Source organism: Vibrio sp. OPT24 (assembly GCF_015163545.1).
GTDB lineage: Bacteria > Pseudomonadota > Gammaproteobacteria > Enterobacterales > Vibrionaceae > Vibrio > Vibrio cyclitrophicus.
Genome location: NZ_JADDYI010000073.1, coordinates 1 through 243, shown reverse-complemented (window position 1 = coordinate 243; position 243 = coordinate 1). Strand labels below are relative to the sequence as shown.

Sequence of the window (243 nt, the reverse complement as noted above, 5' to 3'; positions counted from 1 at the left end):
TTGGAGCGATACATCGGGTTCGAACCGATGACCTCAACCTTGGCAAGGTTGCGCTCTACCAACTGAGCTAGTATCGCATAAGCTAACCGTTCATCTTCTCTGCTAGAAACTAAGTTCTTACTGCAAAGAAGCTATCAACGTGTAGCTGTAATGTGGTTGCGGGAGCCGGATTTGAACCGACGACCTTCGGGTTATGAGCCCGACGAGCTACCAAACTGCTCCATCCCGCGTCCGGATGCATTA

2 tRNA genes are annotated in these 243 nt (G+C 50.6%); both read right to left on the bottom strand.

Annotated elements, in window-relative coordinates:
- Position 1 precedes the first annotated feature (1 nt).
- Positions 2 to 77 (bottom strand) — tRNA-Gly (locus IQO02_RS20265).
- A gap of 76 nt (positions 78 to 153) precedes the next feature.
- Positions 154 to 230 (bottom strand) — tRNA-Met (locus tag IQO02_RS20260).
- Positions 231 to 243: the final 13 nt, after the last annotated feature.